The sequence below is a fragment of the Microbacterium sp. NPDC057659 genome (assembly GCF_042799915.1).
Classification (GTDB): Bacteria; Actinomycetota; Actinomycetes; order Actinomycetales; family Microbacteriaceae; genus Microbacterium.
In genome coordinates this window covers 67,268-87,028 of the sequence record NZ_JBHVHU010000004.1, presented here as the reverse complement: position 1 = coordinate 87,028, position 19,761 = coordinate 67,268, and the positions used below count along the sequence as shown (strand labels likewise).

Annotated in this window: 22 protein-coding genes; 8 read left to right on the top strand and 14 right to left on the bottom strand. The window is 69.3% G+C overall.

The window, feature by feature from the left end; genetic code table 11:
* Positions 1-5: 5 nt before the first annotated feature.
* Together ACFVAE_RS16830 and ACFVAE_RS16825 are read left to right on the top strand one after the other, a co-directional pair.
* Positions 6-1,355 (top strand): S41 family peptidase, encoded by a 1,350-nt coding sequence (locus ACFVAE_RS16830; RefSeq protein ID WP_378894650.1) that lies wholly within the window; start codon positions 6-8, stop codon positions 1,353-1,355.
* Between the two features lie 3 nt (positions 1,356-1,358).
* A complete protein-coding gene (locus ACFVAE_RS16825; RefSeq protein WP_378894648.1) occupies positions 1,359-1,577 on the top strand; it encodes a hypothetical protein in 219 nt (72 codons plus the stop codon).
* On the opposite strand, the gene ACFVAE_RS16820 is transcribed toward ACFVAE_RS16825, so the two are convergent.
* Entirely contained in the window at positions 1,568-2,494 is a 927-nt protein-coding gene (locus ACFVAE_RS16820) for a DUF808 domain-containing protein (protein WP_378894645.1), read from the bottom strand. The two genes, ACFVAE_RS16825 and ACFVAE_RS16820, sit on opposite strands and share 10 nt — an antisense overlap.
* Before the next feature lie 101 nt (positions 2,495-2,595).
* Here ACFVAE_RS16820 and ACFVAE_RS16815 point away from each other — a divergent pair, with 101 nt between their 5' ends.
* Positions 2,596-3,036 (top strand): hypothetical protein, encoded by a 441-nt coding sequence (locus ACFVAE_RS16815; protein ID WP_378894644.1) that lies wholly within the window; start codon positions 2,596-2,598, stop codon positions 3,034-3,036.
* 207 nt (positions 3,037-3,243) lie between these two features.
* Here the strand turns inward: ACFVAE_RS16815 and ACFVAE_RS16810 are convergent, their stop codons facing one another.
* The 8 genes from ACFVAE_RS16810 to ACFVAE_RS16775 all read right to left on the bottom strand — a co-directional run bounded on the left by ACFVAE_RS16810 (position 3,244) and on the right by ACFVAE_RS16775 (position 10,941).
* Positions 3,244-4,692, bottom strand: coding sequence for a DUF222 domain-containing protein (locus ACFVAE_RS16810; RefSeq protein ID WP_378894641.1), 1,449 nt, complete (start codon positions 4,690-4,692; stop codon positions 3,244-3,246).
* Positions 4,693-4,866: 174 nt separating this feature from the next.
* Positions 4,867-5,562: a class I SAM-dependent methyltransferase gene (locus ACFVAE_RS16805; protein ID WP_378894638.1), complete on the bottom strand. Its 696-nt coding sequence runs from the start codon at positions 5,560-5,562 to the stop codon at positions 4,867-4,869.
* A gap of 102 nt (positions 5,563-5,664) precedes the next feature.
* Positions 5,665-6,009 carry a GntR family transcriptional regulator gene (locus tag ACFVAE_RS16800; protein ID WP_378894635.1) on the bottom strand — a complete coding sequence of 115 codons (345 nt, stop codon included), beginning with the start codon at positions 6,007-6,009 and terminating at the stop codon, positions 5,665-5,667.
* Entirely contained in the window at positions 6,006-6,920 is a 915-nt protein-coding gene (locus tag ACFVAE_RS16795) for a hypothetical protein (RefSeq protein WP_378894633.1), read from the bottom strand. Before ACFVAE_RS16795 ends, ACFVAE_RS16800 begins: the two co-directional genes overlap by 4 nt.
* Positions 6,921-7,006: 86 nt before the next feature.
* On the bottom strand, positions 7,007-8,767 hold the full coding sequence (locus tag ACFVAE_RS16790; protein ID WP_378894630.1) for a thioredoxin domain-containing protein: 1,761 nt from the start codon (positions 8,765-8,767) through the stop codon (positions 7,007-7,009).
* A gap of 54 nt (positions 8,768-8,821) precedes the next feature.
* A complete protein-coding gene (msuE, locus tag ACFVAE_RS16785) occupies positions 8,822-9,394 on the bottom strand; it encodes an FMN reductase (RefSeq protein WP_378894627.1) in 573 nt (190 codons plus the stop codon).
* 95 nt (positions 9,395-9,489) lie between these two features.
* Positions 9,490-10,326: an aldo/keto reductase gene (locus ACFVAE_RS16780; RefSeq protein ID WP_378894624.1), complete on the bottom strand. Its 837-nt coding sequence runs from the start codon at positions 10,324-10,326 to the stop codon at positions 9,490-9,492.
* A 9-nt stretch (positions 10,327-10,335) separates the two neighbouring features.
* Positions 10,336-10,941: a TetR/AcrR family transcriptional regulator gene (locus ACFVAE_RS16775; protein ID WP_378894621.1), complete on the bottom strand. Its 606-nt coding sequence runs from the start codon at positions 10,939-10,941 to the stop codon at positions 10,336-10,338.
* A gap of 124 nt (positions 10,942-11,065) precedes the next feature.
* Here ACFVAE_RS16775 and ACFVAE_RS16770 point away from each other — a divergent pair, with 124 nt between their 5' ends.
* The 5 genes from ACFVAE_RS16770 to ACFVAE_RS16750 all read left to right on the top strand — a co-directional run bounded on the left by ACFVAE_RS16770 (position 11,066) and on the right by ACFVAE_RS16750 (position 16,215).
* Positions 11,066-11,851: an SDR family NAD(P)-dependent oxidoreductase gene (locus tag ACFVAE_RS16770; protein ID WP_378894618.1), complete on the top strand. Its 786-nt coding sequence runs from the start codon at positions 11,066-11,068 to the stop codon at positions 11,849-11,851.
* Between the two features lie 195 nt (positions 11,852-12,046).
* Positions 12,047-13,483 carry an LLM class flavin-dependent oxidoreductase gene (locus ACFVAE_RS16765; protein WP_378894615.1) on the top strand — a complete coding sequence of 479 codons (1,437 nt, stop codon included), beginning with the start codon at positions 12,047-12,049 and terminating at the stop codon, positions 13,481-13,483.
* Positions 13,480-14,337 (top strand): ABC transporter permease, encoded by an 858-nt coding sequence (locus ACFVAE_RS16760; RefSeq protein ID WP_378894612.1) that lies wholly within the window; start codon positions 13,480-13,482, stop codon positions 14,335-14,337. Before ACFVAE_RS16765 ends, ACFVAE_RS16760 begins: the two co-directional genes overlap by 4 nt.
* A 55-nt stretch (positions 14,338-14,392) precedes the next feature.
* Entirely contained in the window at positions 14,393-15,433 is a 1,041-nt protein-coding gene (locus ACFVAE_RS16755) for an ABC transporter substrate-binding protein (RefSeq protein ID WP_378894609.1), read from the top strand.
* Complete coding sequence (locus tag ACFVAE_RS16750) at positions 15,430-16,215, top strand: ABC transporter ATP-binding protein (RefSeq protein WP_378894606.1); 786 nt, start codon at positions 15,430-15,432, stop codon at positions 16,213-16,215. The genes ACFVAE_RS16755 and ACFVAE_RS16750 overlap by 4 nt, the downstream gene beginning before the upstream one ends.
* Positions 16,216-16,273: 58 nt before the next feature.
* Here the strand turns inward: ACFVAE_RS16750 and ACFVAE_RS16745 are convergent, their stop codons facing one another.
* The 5 genes from ACFVAE_RS16745 to ACFVAE_RS16725 all read right to left on the bottom strand — a co-directional run bounded on the left by ACFVAE_RS16745 (position 16,274) and on the right by ACFVAE_RS16725 (position 19,722).
* Positions 16,274-17,041: a sulfurtransferase gene (locus tag ACFVAE_RS16745; RefSeq protein WP_378894604.1), complete on the bottom strand. Its 768-nt coding sequence runs from the start codon at positions 17,039-17,041 to the stop codon at positions 16,274-16,276.
* A 69-nt stretch (positions 17,042-17,110) separates the two neighbouring features.
* Positions 17,111-17,863 carry an ABC transporter permease gene (locus tag ACFVAE_RS16740; protein WP_378894602.1) on the bottom strand — a complete coding sequence of 251 codons (753 nt, stop codon included), beginning with the start codon at positions 17,861-17,863 and terminating at the stop codon, positions 17,111-17,113.
* The gene (locus ACFVAE_RS16735; RefSeq protein ID WP_378894600.1) at positions 17,860-18,762 is read right to left on the bottom strand and encodes an ABC transporter ATP-binding protein; all 903 of its coding nucleotides are present in this window, start codon (positions 18,760-18,762) and stop codon (positions 17,860-17,862) included. Before ACFVAE_RS16735 ends, ACFVAE_RS16740 begins: the two co-directional genes overlap by 4 nt.
* Positions 18,759-19,055: a transcriptional regulator gene (locus ACFVAE_RS16730; protein WP_378894598.1), complete on the bottom strand. Its 297-nt coding sequence runs from the start codon at positions 19,053-19,055 to the stop codon at positions 18,759-18,761. The genes ACFVAE_RS16735 and ACFVAE_RS16730 overlap by 4 nt, the downstream gene beginning before the upstream one ends.
* Positions 19,048-19,722 (bottom strand): hypothetical protein, encoded by a 675-nt coding sequence (locus ACFVAE_RS16725; protein ID WP_378894595.1) that lies wholly within the window; start codon positions 19,720-19,722, stop codon positions 19,048-19,050. Before ACFVAE_RS16725 ends, ACFVAE_RS16730 begins: the two co-directional genes overlap by 8 nt.
* Between the last annotated feature and the right edge of the window lie 39 nt (positions 19,723-19,761).

The following is a 19,761-nucleotide window of genomic DNA, read 5'->3' as shown; positions in this document are numbered from 1 at the left end:
CCGGCGTGACAGCACCGGACCTCGTCCTCGATCTCTCCGCGCTCCCCCTGAGCGAAGGACTGCGCCGCCTCATCGCCGACGAGAAGGAGGAGTTCGAGACCGTCCTCGGGCGACGCCTGGTGCTCCGCGCGGCGGAGGCTGGCGAGGATGCCTGGGTGATCGACCCCTCATCGGATGCCGCGCCGAGGCTGCGCTGGGATGCCCCCGGCCGGCTGGTCTCGGTCGCTGCGACGGAGGCGGAGTTCATCGCCACGCTGAACGCCGTGCACAGCCTGATCGGTCGCGACGTCGAGGAGGTCGTCGTCGAGCCGGTGGCCTCCGCCGAGGAGGCCACCGCGCTCGTGCGCGAGGAGGTCGGGAACACCTATCCGTACTTCTCTCTCCGCGGTCTCGACTGGGACGCGATCTGCGCGCGGCACCTCGGCGAGACGCCTGCCGTCGACGACTTCTCCGACTTCGCCGCCGCATGGCTGGCGGAACTCGGAGACGCTCACACCGGCATCAAGGCTCGCGGGCCGGGGTCCTTCAACCCTCCCTATCGGGGTTCGCTCGACGCCGACGGCGTGCATCTGAGCGAGGTGCCGGCCGACAGCGCCGCGTGGCTGGTCGGTGTGCGCCCCGGGTGGACCGTGGAGATCGAGCACGCAGGGCACTTCATCCGGACGGTAGGTGCCTCGCCTCAGCAACTGTCGCAGGTGCGCGCGCGGCGCGCGCTCGCCTTCACGGGCGAGGAGCGCACGTTCCATGCGCGTGGACCTTTCGGGCAGGAGGCGGACTGGGTCGAACCAGCGGTGCCGCCGACCGCGGACGACACGGTACGGGTCGCGCGCGGGTCTGACGGCGATCTCCGCGTCCGTGTCCGCGCCTTCGATGCCCGCGTCGACCTGCACGCGGCGTTCGATGACATCTTCTCGCGAGCACAGGTGTCCGATCACCTGACCCTCGACCTCCGGGGCAACCCCGGCGGATCGATCCTGCTCGCCACGGATCTGCGGGACCGATTCCTGCGGGAGCGCACGGCGATCGGCTCCTTCGCCTTCACGGACGGCCGTGGAGGGCTGGGACCGCGACGAGAACGGTGGGCCGAGCCCAGCTCGAGATCACGCTGGCCCGGCACCCTGGACATCCTGATCGACGCGATGACGTACTCGGCGAGCGAGGACTTCATCCTCGGTCTGCAGGGCCTGGAGCATGTCACGGTCACCGGCTCACGGACCGGAGGAGGTTCGGGTCGCCCCCGCCGGATCCCGATCCTCCCCGGGATCGACCTCTCCGTCAGCACGGCCGTCACGTACGACCGGCGCGGACGTCCTGTGGAGTTCCGCGGCATCCATCCAGACGAAGGCAGGGGCTGACACATGCCCGCGCCGAACGGCTTCTCCTACAGCATCCGCGGTGCCGACGTCGTGATCACGCACCACGGCAGGACGGCGACGGTGCTGCGCGGTGCGCGCGCCGCCCAGTTCCTCGACGACGTCGAGCGCGGGGATGCGCAGCTGCTGATGGCCCGGGTGACCGGGAACTACCGCCGGGGCAACGAGCGCACCGCCCGGCAGCATCCGCGCAATCAGCGCTGAGCGACCTCTTCCGGGGTCGCTTTGTGGTGTCCCTCGTCGAAGCTCGGACGGCGGCCGAAGAGGCGGCCGACGCCAAGCACGATCCCGACGATGATGAGACCGACGACCAGTCCGCCGACGGCGGAGATCGCGGTGTCGCCGAGCCAGACGACGAAACCGCCGAGAGGGGCGAGCAGCTCCTCGACGCCGTGCAAGAGGTCGGCCGGCAGGTGGAACCCGACCTCGCCGATGTTGACGATCACGAGGTGGCCGCCGACCCAGAGCATGGCGACGGTGCCGACCACGCTGATCACGCGGAACACGGCGGGCATCGAGCGCACGATGCGGGTTCCGGTGTGCCGCACGCGTCGCACCGGGTTCTTGGCCATCTTCAAGCCGATGTCGTCGATCTTCACCAGCAGAGCGACAGCCCCGTAGACGACGGCCGTCATGACCACGGCGATCACGGCGAGGATCATGAGCGTCTGCCAGAAGCCGAGCCCCTTGTCGAGGCTGGCCAGCGAGATGAGCATGATCTCCGTCGAGAGGATCAGGTCGGTGCGGATCGCACCCCAGACCAGGCGCTTCTCGTCACGCGCGCCCTCGTCCTCGTGGCCGTGCCCGAAACCGAACCACTCGAGCACCTTCTCGGCGCCCTCGAAGCAGAGGTACACACCGCCGACGATCAGCAGGTAGGGCAGCACTGCGGGTGCGAACGCCGTGAGGACGAGCGCCACCGGGATGATGATGAGGAACTTGTTGCCGAGCGACCCGAGCGCGATGCGCACGACGACGGGAAGCTCGCGCGCCGGCGTCAGTCCCTGCACGTACTGCGGCGTGACGGCGGCGTCGTCGATCACGACTCCCGCGGCTTTCGCGGATGCCTTCATCGCGGCGCTCAGGATGTCGTCGACGACCGCCAGCAGACCAACCGACATGCGTTCTCCCCGTGTTCTCGACGGCCGATTCGGCCCCGGAGAACACTACCGGGTGAGGTGCTCGGAGTCTGTGCTGAGACCGGTTGCCATAGTGTTGCCTGGTGGCGCAGAACCCTCAGCAGCTGAAGCCCTGGTATCGGACCTGGTGGACGGTTCCCGTCTTCGGGGCGGTCGTCCTGGTCGTGATCGTCGCCCTCGCGCAGGCCTTCGGTCCGAAACCGGAACCCGTGGTCAGACCCACCGCGACGAGCACGGCGTCTGACTCGGCGACTGCGCTCACCGAGACGGCTTCCGGGCTGACCTACAGCGAGGCCACCACGGCGTGCAACGATGCAGCACAGGCCGAGGTCGACCCCGACACGTGGAACGGCAGTCCGAAGCTCGATCCGCTCGAATCGCGGATCGTCGGGGATGCCTGGTACGTGAAGTTCGGCGGCACGGTGACCTCCGCCGCCGGAGCCGAGGTCGAGAGCATCGTGGAGTGCACGGTCGGGGGCGCGCCGGATGCGGCGGTCGTCAAGAAGGTCAAGATCGAACGCTGACGAGGAGGCAGCACGGGAAGCCTCGCCGCGCACGGCTGGACGTGCCCGATGATGCCGGCACGGCGGCGCGCGGTTGTCGGTGAGCTTCGCCGCCGCCTACGAGCCCACGTCGGCCGCTGCGACCGAGGTCGCAGCCCGACGTCATCCGTGACGCGCTGAGCGCCGTTCCGCCGTGAGCAAGTGCATGGCGGACCTTGCCTGCCGAGTTCAGGGGCTCGCGCGGCTGGTGAGGGTGTGTCGTCGGCCTCCGCCGGTGGGGTGCCAGTCGCGGCGGTGATCCCACCAGGCGGGGCCGCGGATCTCGGGGATGCCTGCTCTGAACCGGATCTGCCAGTGCGACAGGTGCAGGGTGCGGTGATGATGCCAGCACAGCGCGACTCCGTTGTCGGTGTGCGTGCGGCCGCCGTGGGCGTACTCGTGAACGTGGTGGATCTCGCACCAGGTCGCGGGGATCGTGCAGCCGGGGATCACGCACCCGCCGTCGCGGGCGATGATCGCCCTCCGCTGCAATGCGTTGAAGACCCTCCCACTGGTGCTCAGCGACACGATGCGGCCTCGACCATCGAACATCACCCTCTGGATGCCACCCGCACACCCGGACTGCGCGGCCACCCGCACCGGGACCGTACCGGCATCAGCGCCGTCCACGTGCGCGAACCCGGTACCTGCGGCGTAGTCCGCCGCGGTGACCGTGACCACGAGCGTCGGCGCGGCGCCGCCCAGGTCGGGCAGTTCCCCGCCGCGGGCCGCGACGGTCAGGATCGTCGCCAGCGCGTCATGCAGCTTCTGCGCCCTGGTGCGGTCGTCCCCCGTGTCACTGCCCCCGTTCGGGTTCTCGGCGGAATCGAGGGGGTCGTCGAAGCAGACTCCGGCACCGGACCGCGGGCTGAGCAGGGCGTCGTTGAGCCGGCACCACTGCGCGTACACCTCGGGCAGCAGTCCACCGGAGACCGGATAGACACCGTCGCGGAGTCTGCCGAATCTGATCCCCCGATTCCGCGAGGCGACTTCGTCATCCGGCTCGGCACCGTCCGGATCCAGCGCAGTCACCACCGCCCGGGAGAAGTCGCCCACCTCCGCCGGCGACGGGACCGGCACCCGTCCGATCTCTGCACCCGACTCGGGGTGCAGGACGACCCCGCTTGCGTAGGCGGCGACCAGCCGGTCCGCTGCCACCCGCTGCTCGTCGCTGATCCTCGTGCGAGAGTGCTCGATCGAATCCGCCCCGGCCACCAGGCCGCCCAGCCCGACGTCCCCCGCGAGCAGCGCGCCGCGCAGCCGGTCGTACTTCGCGGGCAGGAACGCCCCGTCCGTGATCCCCCTCGCCCGAGCCGCGTATCCGGCGGCGCGGACGATCCGCGCCGCGTGAGCCCTGTCGATCCGGCACGCCATCGAGAGCAGGTCGACCGGCCGCTGGCATCCGTGCCGGGTCGTCAGCCGCTCATCCCGAAGCCCCTCCGACCGGTCCCGCACCTGCACCGCCGCCTCTACCAGCACCCCGTCCACGCGCCGCTGGATCCGGCCCGCGACATCCAGCAGACGCATCAGCTCCGCATCCGGCAGATCAGGAAGCTCTTCTCCCTCGAACGCGTCCGTGAGCACACCGGCGAGCTCTGCCTCCAGAGTTACCAACCGGTCCACCACGACGCTGTTCATACCCCCTATTCAACCGACGGCCACCGACATTCGAACATCTTTTCGCATCAAACGTTAAACCCCAGGTTGAAGCGACTTTTCGGCCATCACGCACAGGAGACACCCCGCGACAAGACAATGACGCGACCTCCTCACGGAACCTCCGGCAGGCACCACGACGAGGCCGTCAGACCGTCACCTCCTGAGGATGACGCCGATCTGGGTCCCGTCAGCACTCTCCTCGACGCTGTCGATCCGCCCGAACGCGGACAGCTCGTCCAGGAGCGAGCCGCGGGTGAACCAGTGCACGTACCCCTGTCCATCGCTGAAGGTGTCGAGCGGCTCGAGTCCCCTGAACTCTGCCGCCGCAGCGTGATGGACCGGGTCATCCTGCAGGCTCTCGAGAGCCTCGCCCTCCGTGGGCACGAGGTGGCTGGTCACGAGCAGACGTCCACCCGGGCGAAGCACCGCCGCGACGTCATTCAGCAGCCGGCGTCGGCTCTCCCGTCCCGGGACGTAGCAGTAGTGCTTGACGGAGAGGACGAGGTCGAACGACGCCGGCGGAAATGACACCTCTGTTCCGGTCACGACGTCGAACTCCACCGAATCTGCACCACGTTCGTGTGCGAAATCCTGCGCAGCCCCGATCAGCGGCGAGCTGACGTCGACGCCCGTGACCCGATTGCCCTGCAGCGCGATCGGGACGGCCAGCCGCCCGGCCCCGCAGCCGAGATCCAGCACGTCCCATCCGCGCGGCCGCAGACGTTCGAGCAGTGACGACTCGAGCTCGGTCGGCCCCTCGCGATTCCCGGCCGCATAGAACGAGACCTGCTCCGGCGCCTCGAACCAGGCGCGCGTCCGCGCGATCAGCCGCTCGATGTCGTCGCCCACGTGCGCCCACGCTACACGGGCCTCGATCGAGGCGTTCCTGCTCCGGCTGGCTCGGCAGGTCAGGGCGTGCGGCGGCACTCATTCCGCGAGCGCTCCGCCCCGTCATACGTCCCATGCCGCGCGCACCGCGCCGAGGGCCTGTTCCAGAGTCAGCCCCGCGGATGCCGCGACGAATGCCTGCGCTGCGTCCCGAACCGTGTCGTCGTAGGCGTGCCCGGCGCGCACCCGCGTGCCGCGCGCGCGGCTGGTCTCGATCAGCCCCTCTTCCTCGAGTGCCCCGTACGCCTTCGCGACGGTTCCGGCCGCGACGCGAAGGTCGCCCGCCAGCTGCCGGATCGACGGCAGCCGGCGGCCGCCCGGCAGTTCACCGGAACGGATGCCGTCGGCGAGCTGCGATCGGATCTGCTCGAAGGGAGCGACCGCACCGGCCGGGTCGAGCGTGATCACCGGACCGACTCCGGCGCGGTCGACATCCGCTCCCCGACCGTGAACGCGGTCAGGGCGGCAAGGGTCGCACTGACGACGCTGAGGACCAACGCGACGATGCCTCCCCAGAGCAGCATGTTGCCGACGACCACCCACACCGCGGGCGCCCCGGCGCTCGAGGCCGTGACGCTCATCAAGGCACCCGCCGTCCACGCGATGCCACCGAGCGAGAGCAAGACCGCGCCGATGGACAGCTTGAGCACGACGGATGCCGAGGCCTGACGCCATTGCGCGTCGCTCTCCGCGTCCTCCGGGCGTGGGAACACCGCGGTCGACCCGATCCCCTGCAGCGCCACGATCGTCGCGGCGACGAGCAGCGCGAGCCCGATCAGGGCCGGCACACCGTAGTACCAGCCCGGGTACGGGGTTCCCGCCGCAGCCTCGCCACCGACCGTGAAGCCGATCGCCCGCGACCGACCTTGCTCGTCGTCCGTGGCGGTGACGCCGCAGCACAGGACCACTGCCACGAAGACCACGACGATCTCGATGCACGCGTGCACCCAGCCGCGGGGGATGAAGGACCGCCAGGAGCGATGCTCGAGTCGGGCGGAGCGCGGCTCGTCGGCGTCCACTTCGACGTCGCGCGGTGGAGTCGCCGCGTACACCAGCAGTCCTGCGGCCGCTGAGACCAGGGGCGTCACCGCCAGCGGCAGCCCGAGCAGGTCAGGCAGCATCAGGCCGAGGGCCGCTCCGATCACGAACACGAGCAGGGCAGTGAGCACGGCGAACAGCACCCGGCGCCGCGCCGCCGCCACGACCGGCGCAATGCGCTCGGGAAGCTCGGCCCGCCCACGGCGATGGACGATCAGCCACACGATCGCAACGATGATCGCGATCGCCATGACGATGAGAATGGTCCCCGGACCGCCCATCGCAGCCCCCTTCCGTGTACTGATCGGTTGATACACACGATGACGCATCGTGTGTCAATCTGTCAATACACACGTGATCTCACTCCTCAGCGCCCCGGAGCGAGCGCCCCCGGATCACTGGTCGGCAACCTGCACACGAAGTCGCGGCAGTCGTACGCCACGCCCTCCACGGCGTCCTTCTCGGAGAACAGCTCGAACCCGGCATCCGCGAAGGCGCGCGCCTGCGTCGGCGTGACGATCGCGACGACGTCGGCATCCGCCCGGCGCGCGGCCTCGGCGAGCGCGTCGGAGCCGGCCACCACGACGATCTGCCGCGGCGCCGACACCAGTCCGGCGGCGACGCGCAGCAGCGCGCCGTAGCCGAACGGATGCTCCAGAGCCCGCGCCGCGAGCCCCGCCACCAGTCCGCTCGCGCGATCGAAGTATGACACCGACGCCCCCAATCGCCACGCGGTGAGGGATGCCGCGGCGAGCGCCGCGGTGCCCGAGGGCAGGTCCCCGTCGCTGTCGTCGCCCGCCACCGGGATGTCCTGCGCGGCGAGCACCGGATCCGCCACGACGGGCGCATCCAGCACGTCCAGCGCAGCCGTCGCCCAGGTCGCCTCGCCGGTCGAGAGCGCGAGCGCGAACAGGCCGTCGGCCAGCAGCCCGGCATCCGCCGTCGTCGCCACGGCGGCCGAGGCGACCCCGTCCAGCGAGGACCGCACCAGCCTGCCGTCCGCCGAGCGGTTCGTCGCCAGCACGAAGCGCGCCGCATCCTCAGCCGCGCGCACCCACGAGGGCTCACCCAGCACCGCGCCGGCGCGGGCGAGCGCGCCGATCGCGAGGCCGTTCCACCCCGTGAGCACTTTGCCGTCGACCGCCGGCGGCTCGAGCCCCACCCGCGAAGCGACCGGCCGCTGGTAGTACCCGCCCTCGTTGCGCTGTCCGTCGATCCACGACTCCGAGTCCTGCGCGGCGCCGAAGCCGCCGCCCTCGCGCCGCAGCGTCCCGAGCAGGAAGTCCGCGATTCCGTGCACGACGTCGACACGCCCCGCGGCGAGCGCGACGTCCATCAACTGGGCGTTGTCGGTGAGCATGCGCTCGTAGTGCGGCACGGTCCAGTCCCGCTGCGTCGCGTACCGGAAGAGCCCTCCGTCCTCGTCCCGCAGCTCAGAGCCCGCCATCGCCGTCAGCGCACGCTCCACGGGCGCGACCGGCCCGACGATCTGCAGGAACCGCAGCGTCGTCGCGACCGGGAACTTCGGCGCTCCTCCGAATCCGCCGTGCACGCGGTCCTCCCGTGCCGCGACCTGCGCAGCAGCCTCCGCCAGCTGCGACGTCGTGGGCAGCGACGACGGCTCGGGAACGATCTGCGAGAGAGCGGATGCCACGGCATCCGCCTGCTCGACCACCACCTCGCGTCGGTCCCGCCAGGCCTCCTGCACAGCGGAGAGCACATCGCGGAACGAGGGCATTCCGGCGCGGGCGACCGGCGGGAAGTACGTTCCGGCCTGGAACGCGCGCCCCGAGGGCGTCGCGAAAACACTCAGGGGCCAGCCCAGGTTCTGCGTGAAGGCGGATGCCGCGGCCATGTAGGCCGCGTCCACCTCGGGATGCTCCTCACGATCGACCTTGATCGATACGAACCCCGCGTTCAACTGGTCGGCCGTGGCCGCGTCGGAGAACGACTCCCGCGCCATCACATGGCACCAGTGGCAGGTGGAGTAGCCGATCGAGATGAACACCGGCACATCACGGCGCCGGGCCTCGTCGAACGCCTCCTGCCCCCACGGATGCCAGGCCACGGGGTTGTCCGCGTGCGAACGCAGATACGGGCTGAGGGTGCCGGCCAGGCGGTTGCGCATGCCCCCACGCTACGCCGCCGACGTCCACGCGGTCCCGGTCGCGCGGGGCCGAGCTCAGAACACCGCGACGGCGCGGGGATCCCGCTCGACGGCGTAACCGACCAGAGGGAGGGCCCGTTCGGCCGCGAGCTCGATCCGCGTCACGAGCTCCGGCGACGTGATCCGGTACCCGTCGAAGTCCGAATCGCTCGCATACACTCCCAGCGGCAGGGTCAGCGACTGGAAGAACGCGAACAGCGGACGCAGCTGGTGCTCGAGGATCAGTGCATGCCGCTCCCCTCCGCCCGTCGCCGCGAGCAGCACGGGTTTGCCGACGAGCGCGTACTGGTCGACGAAGTCGAAGAGGTGCTTGAACAGGCCGGTGAACGACGCCCGGTAGACCGGAGTGCCCACGATCAGCAGATCGGCCGTCTCGATCTCGCGCAGGCGCACCTCGATCTCTGACGGCAGGCGATCGCGCCGCAGGGTGCCGGCGAACAGCGGCCCGATCTCCGTGAGCTCGATGACACGGAGATCGACATCGGCGCGGTCGGCCACGGCATCGGCGATCGCCCGCACCAGGGCGGTCGTCTTGCTGGGTTCATGGAGCGATCCGGACACGGCGACCACGCGGTAGGGAGCAGGCATGCCAAGACCGTACACACCGAGACGCCCCGTGCCGCAGATGATGCGGACACGAGGCGTCATCGGACGACTCACGACGACATGCGTCGTGAGTCCGCTCAGTTGAGTTCTGAGGGGTGTGCGCTCACACGGCCCGAGCCGTCGCCGGGGTCGATCGCGTCGATCGCGGCGATCTGCGCATCCGAGAGCTCGAAGTCGAAGACGTCGATGTTCTCGCGCAGGCGCTCTGCGTGCACCGACTTCGGGAACACGATGTTGCCCTTCTGCAGGTGCCAGCGCAGCACGACCTGCGCCGGGGTCTTGCCGGTGGCGGTGGCGGCGTCGGCGACGGCCGGCGTGCCGAACAGGTCGTACTTGCCCTGACCGAGCGGGCCCCAGGCCTCGACCTGCACCCCGTGCGCGGCGGCCCAGTCGGTGACCTCGCGCTGCTGGTAGGCGGGGTGCAGCTCGATCTGGTCGACGGCCGGGGTCACACCGGTCGCGTTCACGATGTCGTCCAGGTGCGGCACGAGGAAGTTCGAGACGCCGATCGAGGTCGCGAGGCCCTGGTCGCGGATGCCGATCAGCTTCTCCCAGGCGTGCACGTGGTTGTTGCGCGCCGGCGTCGGCCAGTGCACGAGATACAGGTCGACGTGGTCGAGGCCCAGCTTCTCGAGGCTCTCCGCGATCGCAGCATCCGGCTCGTCGCCGTCGTGACGGTCGTTCCAGAGCTTGGTGGTGATGAACAGCTCGTCGCGCGGCACGCCGCTCTTGGCGATAGCAGCGCCCACGCCCTCCTCGTTGCCGTAGATCGCAGCGGTGTCGATGTGGCGGTAGCCGATCTCGAGCGCCTCCGAGACCGCACGCTCGGTCTCGGCCGGGTCGACCTTGAAGACGCCGTAGCCGAGCTGCGGGATGTCGTAGCCATCGTTGAAAGAGCGAGTGGGGATGATCATGGGTCCAGCCTAGGGGCTTGTGATGACAGGTGACAGTGCGGCGAACGCACGCACGGCGAGGGATGCCGGGGACCCGTCACCCTCCGTCGGCGCGTCACCGGCCGCCCACTCCTCGAGTCCGATCCGGATCGACTCCGTCGCAGCGGCGGCGAGCAGGCGCGCGTCGAACCGATCACCGCCGCGCTCGAGCACGAGCTCGGTGAGTCGCAGCTCCGACTCGTGGTTCACGCGATCCCACACAGCGCGCAGCTCCCGATCCTCGGCGAGGGCTCGCAGCAGCGGGCGCATGCCGGCGAGGGCCTCGCGCTCCACCGCCGAGGACGGCGTCAGCTGCGCGGCGATGATGCCGGGGATCGCCGATGCCAGGTCACCGGACGCATCGGCGAACGCCGACTGCCAGCGGGCCGCCCCGATCTCGAGGATCGGAGCGACGGCATCCTCCTTGGTGGCGAAGTAACGGTAGAACGTTCGCAGCGAGACACCTGCCGCCTCGGCGATCTCGGCGGCGGTGACGCCGGTGACCCCGTGCGCGGCGAACATCCCCGCGGCGACCTGCGCGATCTCGCGCGCCGTCTGCGCCTTGCGTCTGCTCATGAGTCCTGGCGCGGCATCCATGCTCCGAGGCTACGGGAATAACTTCTCTTCTCGTGCGTTTAGTGACAATATGACACGTTGTGCCATTTAGGCATGACGAAGCGGATCCGATTCTCCGGACCCGGAACCGACGAAGGGAAACACCATGAACCGCTATGAAGGCCGCCGCGCGCTCGTCACCGGGGGCGGATCGGGCATCGGCCAGGCGACAGTGCTGCGCATGCTCGCCGAAGGCGGCCACGTCGTCGCCGCCGACGTCAGCGCTGCCGGCCTCGCCGACACCGTCAGCAAGGCCGGCGCCGACGCCGAGCGCCTGACCACTGTCGAGGTCAACATCGCCGACGAGGCCTCCGTCAAGTCCGGAGTCGCCGCCGCCGTCGAGGTACTCGGCGGTCTCGACGTGCTGGTCAACGCCGCAGGCATCCTGCGCTCCTCGCACACCGCGCAGACCACCCTCGACCAGTTCCAGCAGGTCATCCAGGTGAACCTGGTCGGCACCTTCCTGATGATCCGCGAGGCGATCCCCGCGCTGCTCGAGGGTGACGACTCGGCCGTGGTCAACTTCAGCTCGACCTCGGCGATGTTCGCGCACCCGTACATGGCCGCCTATGCCGCCAGCAAGGGCGGCGTGCAGTCGATGACGCACGCGCTCGCCGCCGAGTACGCCAAGCAGGGCATCCGCTTCACCGCCGTGCAGCCGGGCTCGATCTCGTCGGGGATGACCGACGGCTCCGGTCAGAGCAAGCAGAGCCAGGGCCCCGGCCTGCCCGAGGACGCGGACATGAGCCTGTTCATGAAGCTGGCCCCGGCCATCGGCCAGGGCTTCGCGGGCCCCGAGTCGGTCGCCGGCGTCGTGGCGATGCTCGCCAGCTCCGACGGCAGGTTCATCACGGGCACCGAGGTGCGCATCGACGGCGGCACGCACTTCTGACCCTCTCGTCCCGGCATCCGGACCCGAAACGGATGCCGGGACATCTCGCCGGTCACGGCGATGTGTTGCAGTCCGTGACCGCGCATGACTCCGTTGTTGCAGCGCGTGTCGGCCGGTGACGACGCCTCGTCGCGCACGCCCTGAGCTTCTCCTACCGTCGGAGGACATTCGTCCCCACGCCACAGGAAGCCGCTCATGCCAACGCCACCCCGCAAGCAACTGCACATCGGACTCGCCGCCTACGGAACGGGATGGGACCTGCGCGCCTGGCGCCTTCCCGAGGCGAACAATCAGGGCCTGATCGACCCCAGCGTAATCGTCGACATCGCCCGCATCGCCGAGCGCGGCAAGCTGGACTACATCTTCGCCGGCAGCTCACTGGCCAGCGAGGCCGACAGCGTGCAGCGCATCCACCGCTGGGACAGCAGCGTGTTCGCCGGCTACGCCGCTGCCGTGACCCGCGACGTCGGCTTCCTGGTCTCGGTGAACTCCAGCTTCGAGCATCCATTCACCGTGGCCCGCCAGATCGCGACGCTGGACAACTTCTCGCGGGGGCGCGCAGCGCTGAACATCGTGTTCGGCATCGACCGTTCCGGCGGTCCTGAGCTCAACTTCGAGGGCGAGAATCTGCCCACCGAAGAGACCAAGTACATCCGCGCACGCGAGTTCACCGTCGCGCTGAACCAGCTGCTCGGCAGCTGGGACCGCGATTTCATCCTGGATGACAAGCAGGGCGGCGCCCTGGTGCGTCCCGGGTCGTGGCGCCGCATCGATTTCGAGGGCGAGTTCTTCCGGGTTCGCGGTCCGCTCAACGCGCCGCCGCCCGTGCAGTCGCAGATCCCGAACGTGCACGTGGGCATGTCAGCGGAGTCGCTGGACTACGGCGCCGAGCTGGCGCACATCCGTTTCTCGCCGTACTTCGGTCTCGAGGGCGGGCGGCAGCACTACCGCGCGCACAAGGCACGCATCGCCACACTCGGCCGCGATCCCGAGTCGTTCAAGATCATTCCCGGCATCACCCCGTTCCTCGGCGGAACGGTGCGGGAGGCCCGCGAGAAGTTCCGCACCGTGCAGGAGTTCCAGGTGACGACCCAGCTGCCGGCCGCGTTCTCGCGCACCTTCGGCATCGACCTGTCCGAGGTGCGGGAGAACGAGAAGGTCACAGCGCTCATCGACCTCGACGCGATCGGGCCGGACAGCCTGAAGGATCTCGTCAGCGAGGAGGCCGGGCCGTCCCGGCGGGTCGCCGGCCAGCAGCGCCAGGCGGACGACGACCGACGATGGCTGAAGGACGTCGTGATCCCCACGCTCGGCGAGGACCTCACGCTCTCCGACCTCTACCGCTTCACTCTCAACCACCGTTACGCACAGGGCGCCGTCATCGGCGATGCGACGACTCTGGCGGACTGGCTCGAGACGCACCTCGAGGAGGAGGCGCTCGACGGAGTGCAGATCTTCCCGCCCTATCACCGCGGCCCCGCCGACGCGTTCGTCGACCAGGTCGTCCCGGAACTGCAGCGCCGCGGGATCTTCCGCACCGAGTACGAGCACGACACCTTGGCCGGCAACCTCGGCATCGCCGAGGACGCGCTGATCCCGACGCCGGATGCCGCGGAGCAGGACGCAGCATGACCGCCGCGGCCGGCCTGGCGTCCGGTGCCGATCCGGCCGCGCTCGGCGCCCTCCGCAGGAGCCGCCCTCGTCGTTCGCACCGCGGGGAGGCACCGCGCACGACAGCGCTGCGTATCACCGGCCAGATCGCCCTCGTCGCCGCCCTCCTTCTGCTCGCCCAGTGGCTGGTGGACAGCGGCACGGTGCCGCCCATCTACCTCGCCTCGCCCACGCAGGTGCTCGCAGAGTTCCCGGAGCTCCTGACCACGCAGAACCTGCTCATGCACACCGGCATCACGCTCTACGCCGGACTCATCGGCACGGTCCTCGGCATCCTCACCGGTGTCGCGCTCGGCATCTGGTTCGGGCTGTCCCGCGGCGCCGGCCGCTTCTTCAGCCCCTTCGTGAGCGCGATCTACGCCATTCCGAAGGTGACGCTGATCCCGCTGCTCACGCTGTATCTCGGCATCGGCATCGACCACAAGATCGCGGTCGTCTTCCTGTTCTCGCTGTTCGTCCCCCTGTTCAACACGATGGCGGGCATCAAGAACGTCGAGGAGAAGCACCTCAAGGTCGCCAGAGCCTACGGGGCGAGTCGCGCCCAGATTATCCGCAAGGTGATCCTGCCCTCGGCGGCGGCTCCGATCGTCACCGCGATCCGCATCGAGGCCGCCGGCCTGCTGGTGATCACGATCTTCGCCGAGATGGTCGCCTCACAGGGCGGGCTCGGGTATCTCGTGCAGCGCGCAGTGAGCCTGTACGACACACCAGCCCTGTTCGCCCTGATCATCTACGTCACCGTCATGGCGGTGGCCATCATCGGCCTCGTGAATCTCCTCGAGCGCCGGTTCCTGCTCCGCTGGAAACAGCGCTGATCGTTCCCTCGCACCACCTCGCACCATCCCTCGCATCACGACCAGAAGGAAGACCATGCCACGCCTCACTCGCACGACCCGCCTCGCCCTCACCGCCGCCGGCCTGCTCGCGGCCGCACTCGCCGTCAGCGGCTGCGGTGTCTCCGCCGCGGCCACTCCCGACGGAGAGAACGCCGACGGCCTGCAGACGATCCGCCTCCAGGACGCCACCGAGTACACCTCCCTCCCCCTGCGCTTCGCCGAGGAGAACGGCATCTTCGAGGACCAGGGCCTGAAGGTCGACTGGGTCCAGACCGACGACAACGTCGTCTCCGCCGGATCGGGCGATGTCACGATCGCCTTCGGCCCGACCAACTCCCATCTGCGCGCCGCCGCACAGGGAGCTCCGATCCGCATCGTGGCCGCCGGATTCCGCACCAAGGGGCCGTTCTGGCTGATCGGTGGAAAGGGCATCCACAGCGTCGAGGACCTGAAGGGCAAGAAGGTGGGGATCGCCGTCCCCGGATCGGGACTCGAGACCTATGCGCTGGAGATCCTGAAGGCGCACGGCATCAAGGCATCCGACGTGACCACGGTCGCATCCGGGGTGTTCGACAAGGCGTACGGCGCCGTGACGACGGGGCAGGTGGACGCCACCATCATCCATCAGCCGTTCGCCGCGCTCGGCGAGCTCGAAGGCAAGACGACCACCCTCGCCCGCGGCTGGGACTACCTGCCGACCTATCAGACCGGCGACATCATCGCCGGCACGAAGACGATCGCAGAGCACCCGGAGCTGCTCCGCAAGGCCCTGCGCGCGTACTTCACGGCATACGACTACGCGAAGACCCACTATGACGAGTATGTGCCGTGGCTCACGAAGAAGCTGCCGGCGATCGCGCCCGAAGCCGTCGAGAAGGCCATCGAGCTCGAGGACGTCATCTGGGAGAACAACGCGGCGCTCGACCTCGACGCCGTGGACAAGAGTCAGGACGTCGAGATCGCCGTGGGCCACCAGGACAAGCGCTTCGACGTCGACAAGTACACCGACCTCCGCTTCATCCCGGAGGAGTTCGTCAAGGAGTTCACCTACCCCGATCCGAAGGACGCCGAATGAGCGACGACGTCTTCACGCTCTCCGGCGTCTCGCGCGAGTACCGCAGCGCGCAGAAGACGACGCTCGCACTCGACGACGTGGAGCTGACCGTACGGGACGGCGAGTTCCTCGTGCTGCTCGGGCCGAGCGGATGCGGCAAGAGCACGCTGCTGGAGATACTGGCCGGCCTGCAGCGACCGGATGCCGGTGAGGTGTCGTTCCGCGGCGACCCGGTGACCGGCCCGCGCGCCGAGCTCGGGATGGTGTTCCAGGATCCGGCGCTGTTCCCGTGGCAGCCCCTGCTGTCGAACGTCGCGATCGGCCTGGAGCTGGCCGGCGTGCCGGCGAAGGAGCGGGAACGGCGCGCCCTCGCCGAACTGGAGCGCGTGGGTCTCGGCGGCTTCGCCCGTGCATACCCGCACGAGCTGTCGGGCGGCATGCAGCAGCGCGCGGGGATCGCCCGCGCACTCGCCGCCGACCCGGAAGTGCTGCTGATGGACGAGCCGTTCGGCGCGGTCGACCATCTCACGCGACTGCAGCTGCAGGAGGAGCTCCTGGCACTGTGGGCGGAGCGCCGACGCACCGTGGTGTTCGTCACCCACGACGTCGGCGAGGCCGTCTACCTGGCCGACCGGATCGTGGTGCTCTCGCCCCGGCCCGGACGGATCGCCCGGGAGATCACGGTCTCCGCTGGGCGTCCGCGGGTGCACGGTGATCCCGAACTGCTGGCGCGGGAGAGCGACATCTATCGCGTGCTGCGCGAGATCGAGGACCCGATCGAACCGCCGGAGTGGATGATCTGATCAGACAGGAGGGGAGGTCCGATGCGGGCCTCCCCTCCTCGACGTCCTGCGATCGTCGTCAGCGCTCCACCGGCCGCTCAGGGTCGTTGCCCCACTGCGACCAGGATCCGGCATAGAGGCCGGCATCGCGGCCGAGAACGGTGAGGGCGAACACGGTGCCGGCCGCAGCCACCCCACCGCCGCAGTACGCCCCGATCGGAGCGTCGTGCTCGGGCAGCAGCGGCGCAGCCCACTCAGCCAGCTCGTCGTCCGGAAGCAGGTAGCCGTCCCGGAACACGTCGGCGCCGGGAGCGCTGAGCGCGCCGGGGATGCGACCGGCATCGTAGGCGGAGACCGGACGAGCATCGAGCAGCACACCCGTCGCACCGATCACGGCGGCGCGGTCGCCGTCGATCGCCACGACCGGCGACGGGGATGACGGCGCCGGTTCCACATCGATCGCACCGGTGCGCGCAGCCCAGCCCGCGGCTCCGCCGTCGAGCACACGGACATCGGACACCCCGGCGCTCCGCAGCACGAACCACGCGCGGGCAGCCACCTTCGCATCGTCGGCGGTCGACGCATAGACGACCACCGGAGTCCGGGCGGTGATGCCCCAGCCGTCCAGCACCGCAGCGAAGTCCTCCTTCTCAGGCAGCGGGAAGCGGCCGATCCCTCGCGACGGAGCCGCCGCGATCGTGCCGTTCTCGAGCGAGGCGAGAACAGCGCCAGGGATCACCGGCGCCCAGTCCGCAGGCTGGGAGAAATGGGCCTCGATATAGCGTGCTCCCTCGGGAATCGCGTCCGTCGGTGAGATCAGGAGTGAACGGCGTCGGTTGTGGGTCATGGGCAGAGCCTAGGAGCCGCGCACATCGACCGGCCGCGAACATGACGCCCGATTGCGGCCGGCGGCAGCTCAGCGGAACCGCCTGCCCTCGTCGCGACGGAACAGCACGAGCGCCAGCAGCAGGAACACGGCGGTCCAGAACAGGATGCCGGTCCAGGACCACCACGGCAGATCGCCGCCCTGCACGGCCCAGATCACGAACTCCCGCGCCTGCCGTGAGGGGAAGAACTTCGAGAGAGTGTCGAGCCAGTCGGCGAACATGATCGGGGGCAGGAACAGCCCGCCGGCGAAGGCCATCACGAACATGGCGATCTGCACGACCGCGATCGCCGCCTTCTGCGACATCGCGTAGCCGATGCAGATGCCGATGAACATGAAGGGCAGCGCCGCGAAGACGATCGCGAGCAGCCCTGCGATCACCCGGAGCACGGATGCCTCGGCGCTGGTGAACAGTGCACCGATGACGATGATCGGCAGCAGCGAGATCAGTCCGAGCACTCCGGTCGAGAACACGTGCGCGAGCACCCGTACGATGCCAGGGGCCGGGAGCGTGCGCAGGTAGGGGTCCCACGGCGTGGCCCGGTTCTCGGCGACCGTCAGCGCGAACGAGAACAGCCCGTTCACCATCACCGCGAACACGCTCATCGAGATGATCGCCTGTGTGGCGTACTCGGGGTTCTCAGCCACGGCGGTGCTCGGCACCACGAAGAAGAGCGTCGCCAGGGCGGGGAAGGCGAGAGAGCCGATCACGGCGATCGGCACCCGCAGGGTCTCGAGCAGGTTGTACTTCGCGTGCACGGCGGTCAGAGAGACAACGCTCATCGGACGCCTCCTTCCGCAGCGGCTTCCGGTTCGCGGGTCAATGCGAGGAAAGCCTCCTCGAGGGAGGCGCCGCGCACGCCGAGTTCTGAGAAGTCGAGGCCGCTGCCGACCAGCCGTCGCACGAACGCGTCGGAGTCGGTGACCATGAGGGTCAGTTCGCCGTCGTCGGTCACGGCCGGGGCGTCATCCGCGAGGGCGATCACGGCACCGGCATCCGTCGTGCGCAGCGTGACGCGCGACCTGGCGACTCTGCCGAGCACGCCCCGCAGCGTGTCGTCAGCGACGACACGACCCTGGTCGACGACGACCACTCGCTCGGCGAGCGCCTCGATCTCCTCCAGGTAGTGGCTGGTGACGACGACGGTCACCCCCTCCGCGTGCCGGGCGCGGATCGCGTCCCACAGCACCCTCCGTGCATCGACATCGAGACCCGTCGACGGCTCGTCGAGCAGGACCAGCCGCGGCGCGCCGACGAATGCGAGCGCCACGGAGATGCGGCGGCGCTGCCCGCCGGACAGGCCACCGGTCTGGCGCTTCAGCAGATCGTCGAAGCCGAACTGCTCGGCCAGTTCACCCGTGTCCACCCGCTCGGGGAAATGACTCCCCACGAAGTCGAGCACCTCGCCCACCCGCAGAGTCTCGGGCAGCGCAGTCTCCTGCGGGGTGCTGCCCAGGCGCATCCGCGACGACGGGTCGCGCGGGTCGCCGCCGAACAGACGCACCGCACCGGATGTCGGCCGGCGCAGCCCCTGCAGCAGTGACAGCAGGGTGGACTTGCCCGCACCGTTGGGTCCGAGCAGTCCGAGGATCTGTCCCTCCGGGATCTCCAGCGTGACGTCATCGACGGCGGTGAGCGCGCCGAAGCGATGCGTGACGCGATCGAAGGATGCCAGTGTCATGTCGTTCCTCCCAGCAGAGCGCGCAGCTGCGCGGTGTAGTCCTCGAAGGCCCGACTACCCTTCGTGGTGAGTGCGATGTAGGTGACGGGCGTGCGGCCCTTGTGCGTCTTCTCCACGGCGACGTAGTCGGCGTCCTCGAGCTTGCGCAGGTGCGTGGAGAGGTTGCCGGCGGTCATGTCGAGCACCTCCTGCAGCCGGGGGAACGTGATCTGATCGTCCTTCTCGAGCGTGGCGAGAGCGGCGACGATGCGCAGCCGCGCCTGGGCATGGATGACGGGATCGAGGTCAGGCATGGCGCCCCTCCAGGCTCGCAACGCGACTGCGGGCGATGTGCACCCACCATGCGGTCCACCCCGCCATCAGCAGATACGCGCCGCCGCCGGCGATCGCGAAGAGCAGGTAGTTCGCCGGCACCGGCAGCAGCGCCCCGAGGGCACCGATCGCAACCGACCAGAGACCGAGCGCGACCATCGGATACGCCCGCCAGATCAGCCCGGACATGATGTACATGATTCCGGCGAAGACGATGAAGGCACTCGGGTAGTACACCGAGAGCAGCGCCTCGGGCATGCCCCGCATCAGCAGAGCCTGGCCGATCACGACGACGGCGATGCTGCCCACCCACCAGGTGTTGCCGTAGACGATGCCGGTGATCGCGCTGTCCCTGGTGCCGCGCAGCCCTCGCCCGGAACGGATGCCGAGCACCATCGACACCAGCCCGGCGGCGATCAGCAGCGCCGCGAAGGCGACGCCGGCCCAGAGCGAAGGCGTCGGATCCTGCGGATGCTGGTTCACATCGATCCACAGCAGGAGGAAGCCCGCCAGCCAGGCGATTCCCCAGGCCACCAGGATCCAGGGCACGAAGCCGGCCATCCGGCCGGTCACCGTGCGCTGCTGGTCCTGCAGGAGCGCGAGCATCTGCTCGGGCGACAGCGGCACATCTTCCTTTTCGTGATCCATATCTACTTTGTACTGCAAACTTGTTTGCGAGTCAATGGT